We start from the raw sequence: 2914 nt of genomic DNA, 5'->3' as shown, positions 1-2914 counted from the left end.
ATCAAGCCCGTTGGTGTTATCGCCAAACTAGAGGACTCTATGGGCAACTCGAAGAAGAGGTTAAAGGCTTCAAGGAATTGCCAAGGGATCCAGAAACAAGGCTAGAGCAACTGAAGCAGAAACTGACTGAGATGCCACTAAAGACCTTTGACTATGCTGGTTATCTGCGAGACATGGAGGATCACAAAACTGCGATCGCTACCAATGTCAGCAACTATGAGACATGGCTCACAAAAATCAGTGAATATAGTCTCAAATACGATAATATCGAGTTTTTAGAAGACTTCCTCAACCAAAGAACCAACCTGTTTCAAAATCAGATTCAAACCAACCTCAATTATCTCAAACCGGGTCAGCAACTATTTGACCAGATGCTTGGTAGTATCCGAGGCATTGTAGAAATTGACCAGGCAGAAAGGGATCGCGCTTTGGAAAAAGCCTTAAGAGATAAGGAGAAGGCTGATCAAGCCCGAGAAAAAAGTTTAGAACGTTGGATTGCCTCGGTCGGTATTGGTTTAGGGGTCAGTGGTATTTCTTCCCAAACCGATGCTAAACCTCTAGAAGCGATCTTGATCAAACTAAACCCGAATGTATTGATAGAAAAATGTCCTAGAGCTGAACTCCAGCCTTGCTTGACTTACACTTTCTGGTTTGTGCTATTTCATGTTTTGGTTGGTGTTGGATTTGGTGCGGTCACTGCTTTAATTTTGGGTCGAATTATGCATCGGGGAGGAGGGAACAGGGAATAGGGAGCAGGGAGCAGGGAATAGGGAGCAGGGAGCAGGGAGCAGGGAATAGGGAATAGGGAATAGGGAGTTTTTCTTGCTCAATAAACAGAAAGTTTTTAGCTTGTAGGGTGGGCAAAAACCGTTTGGTTCTTGTGAGAATTATAGAGCCATTAACTTTGCCCACCCTACTTTTAGATCTGGTGGGCAAAAACCGTTTGGTTCTTGTGAGAATTATAGAGCCATTAACTTTGCCCACCCTACTTTTAGATCTGGTGGGCAAATGCCGCGAAGTTTGTTCAACTCAAAACCAACCGTTGTTGCTTGAGTAATTGCTGCTGCTGCCAGAGGGATTCAACTTCTGCCTGTAAGTGAAGGTACTTTACTTGCTGGTCAACCCCATAAACTGATGTCATCAATTTCTTCACCTGGGGGTCAGCAGTGACAACAGAACGGGAATTGCTCTGCCAGTGGGCATTGGATAAATCTGTCATATGATCGGAAGAAGTTAACATCTTTATACTAAGTATTTTTGCTTGCTAAAAACTCCACGTAATTGTATACCAAATTTCCATCACATGCTAACTATACTTGGAACCCCCACACCCCACACCCTACACCCCACGCCCCACACCTGAGGTCTTTGTAAAAAACCTACCCTTATGAGATCTCCCCATCTCCCCACACTTCCCAGCCTCCCTGTAATTATGGGTATTCAACCTGACTTGATATTAATCATTCCACTAAGGAGACAGTCATGATGCAGCCTGTTGTTCTTAACCTAGAGAGAGTCAACCTAAGCGATCAACAATTCCACAATCTATGTCAGGCGAATCAAAATCTACAACTTGAGCGTAATGCCAAAGGAGAGCTAATCATCATGCCACCTGTAGGCGGATGTAGCGGAAATCGAGAAGCAAGTCTAATCAGTCTGTTGTGGTTATGGAATAATCAAACCAAACTAGGTCAAGTGTTTAGCTCCTCAACTATTTTTCGCTTACCCAATGGAGGAGATCGATCCCCTGATGCTGCTTGGATCAGGCTAGACCGTTGGGAAAGTTTAACCCCTGAACAACAGGAGGGATTTCCCCCCATTTGTCCGGACTTTGTAATTGAACTACGGTCTCGCACTGATTCCCTCAAGCCTCTACAGGAAAAGATGCAAGAATATTTGAACAGTGGTTTATGTTTAGGCTGGTTAATTAACCCCCAGAGCAAAGAGGTTGAAATATATCGTCCCAATCAAGCTGTTGAAACTGCTAAATTTCCTGTTACTTTGTCAGGGGAAACTATTCTGCCTAACTTTGAGTTAGCTTTGCCGCTTTAAATGACCTCAGTAGGTTAGTAACTGCGGAATCATCCTTTCTCAAACAATCGGCTTACTCAAGCTAGACAAATCGTCTAGCTCAGTTTGTTCTGGCAACTCATCAAAAATTGTTAGTCTAGTGGGTTTGCAGCGTTTGAGAGTTACTATAATGCCTTGAGCTCCTTCATCTTCTAAGTCTTCAATGTATCCATATTTGGCAGCCTGAGCCTCCTGCTGGTTAACAAAGGGTCCAAAGTAGTAGGTACACTTGGGGGTTTCGGTGATGATTTCCACCCAAAACGCTAACCCTAAGACGTCGAAGATTTTGATTAAGGCTTCTTTCATGAAATCTACCTAGTTTCAAGGATAATCTCTGTTAATTTAATCGGCTTTTAAACCTTTTTATCCTCCATTTACTTTAGTTTTATTGTTTTACAATCTGTTCATTGGAAGTACTATCGATATACAGTAAATCTGACCAACGCTGCCGATAGGTTTCATATAACACCATAGCAGTTGCTGCTGAGGCATTGAGGCTAGGGGTCTTACCCTGTAATGGAATTGAAATTAACATGTCACAGCAGCTTTGTGACCTTAGGCTTAAACCATTCCCCTCTGAACCTATTACCAATACTACTGAACCAGTCAAATCAACTTTGTGTAAAAGTTTACCAGTGCCAGCAGCAGTTCCGTAAATCCAAAAGCCCGCAGTTTTCAACTGCTCTAGGGCATTACTGAGATTGACAACTCTGGCAATAGGAAAGGTTTCTAGAGCTCCTGCTGCCACTTTCCTCACAGTTGAGGTGACACCAACAGCTCGACGTTGGGGTATTACTAAGCCTTGAGAGATCGGAAGAGTAATTATTCTTTTAGGAGTCATTTC

The 2914-nt window shown here is 43.1% G+C and carries 5 protein-coding genes and 1 pseudogene; 2 read left to right on the top strand and 4 right to left on the bottom strand.

Features of this window, described 5'->3' with window-relative positions; genetic code table 11:
- Positions 1–749 (top strand): annotated as a pseudogene (locus F6K37_RS36950) (hypothetical protein); the annotation flags it as partial.
- On the opposite strand, the gene F6K37_RS36945 reads toward F6K37_RS36950, so the two are convergent.
- Positions 718–936 (bottom strand): hypothetical protein, encoded by a 219-nt coding sequence (locus F6K37_RS36945; RefSeq protein ID WP_154659677.1) that lies wholly within the window; start codon positions 934–936, stop codon positions 718–720. The pseudogene F6K37_RS36950 and the gene F6K37_RS36945 overlap by 32 nt on opposite strands.
- Positions 937–1024: 88 nt before the next feature.
- The gene (locus F6K37_RS36940; RefSeq protein WP_044492282.1) at positions 1025–1240 is read right to left on the bottom strand and encodes a hypothetical protein; all 216 of its coding nucleotides are present in this window, start codon (positions 1238–1240) and stop codon (positions 1025–1027) included.
- A gap of 245 nt (positions 1241–1485) precedes the next feature.
- Between F6K37_RS36940 and F6K37_RS36935 the strand changes: the two genes are divergently transcribed.
- Positions 1486–2052, top strand: a complete 567-nt coding sequence (locus tag F6K37_RS36935) for a Uma2 family endonuclease (RefSeq protein WP_044492281.1) — start codon at positions 1486–1488, stop codon at positions 2050–2052.
- A gap of 39 nt (positions 2053–2091) precedes the next feature.
- On the opposite strand, the gene F6K37_RS36930 is transcribed toward F6K37_RS36935, so the two are convergent.
- A complete protein-coding gene (locus tag F6K37_RS36930) occupies positions 2092–2376 on the bottom strand; it encodes a DUF1816 domain-containing protein (protein WP_008179783.1) in 285 nt (94 codons plus the stop codon).
- A 79-nt stretch (positions 2377–2455) separates the two neighbouring features.
- Positions 2456–2914 (bottom strand): 23S rRNA (guanosine(2251)-2'-O)-methyltransferase RlmB (locus F6K37_RS36925; protein ID WP_287255953.1); only part of this gene is annotated, 459 nt, incomplete at its 5' end.

The sequence above is a fragment of the Moorena sp. SIO4E2 genome (assembly GCF_010671945.1).
In the GTDB taxonomy this organism is placed as follows: Bacteria; Cyanobacteriota; Cyanobacteriia; order Cyanobacteriales; family Coleofasciculaceae; genus Moorena; species Moorena producens.
Note: the sequence above shows the minus strand (reverse complement) of the source record. Positions and strands in the feature narration are given on the sequence as shown.

Excerpts from the sequence above, each read along its gene's own strand:
- F6K37_RS36940 (WP_044492282.1), bottom strand. The coding sequence starts at position 1,240 with ATGTTAACTTCTTCCGATCATATGACAGATTTATCCAATGCCCACTGG.
- F6K37_RS36935 (WP_044492281.1), top strand. The coding sequence starts at position 1,486 with ATGCAGCCTGTTGTTCTTAACCTAGAGAGAGTCAACCTAAGCGATCAA.
- F6K37_RS36930 (WP_008179783.1), bottom strand. The coding sequence starts at position 2,376 with ATGAAAGAAGCCTTAATCAAAATCTTCGACGTCTTAGGGTTAGCGTTT.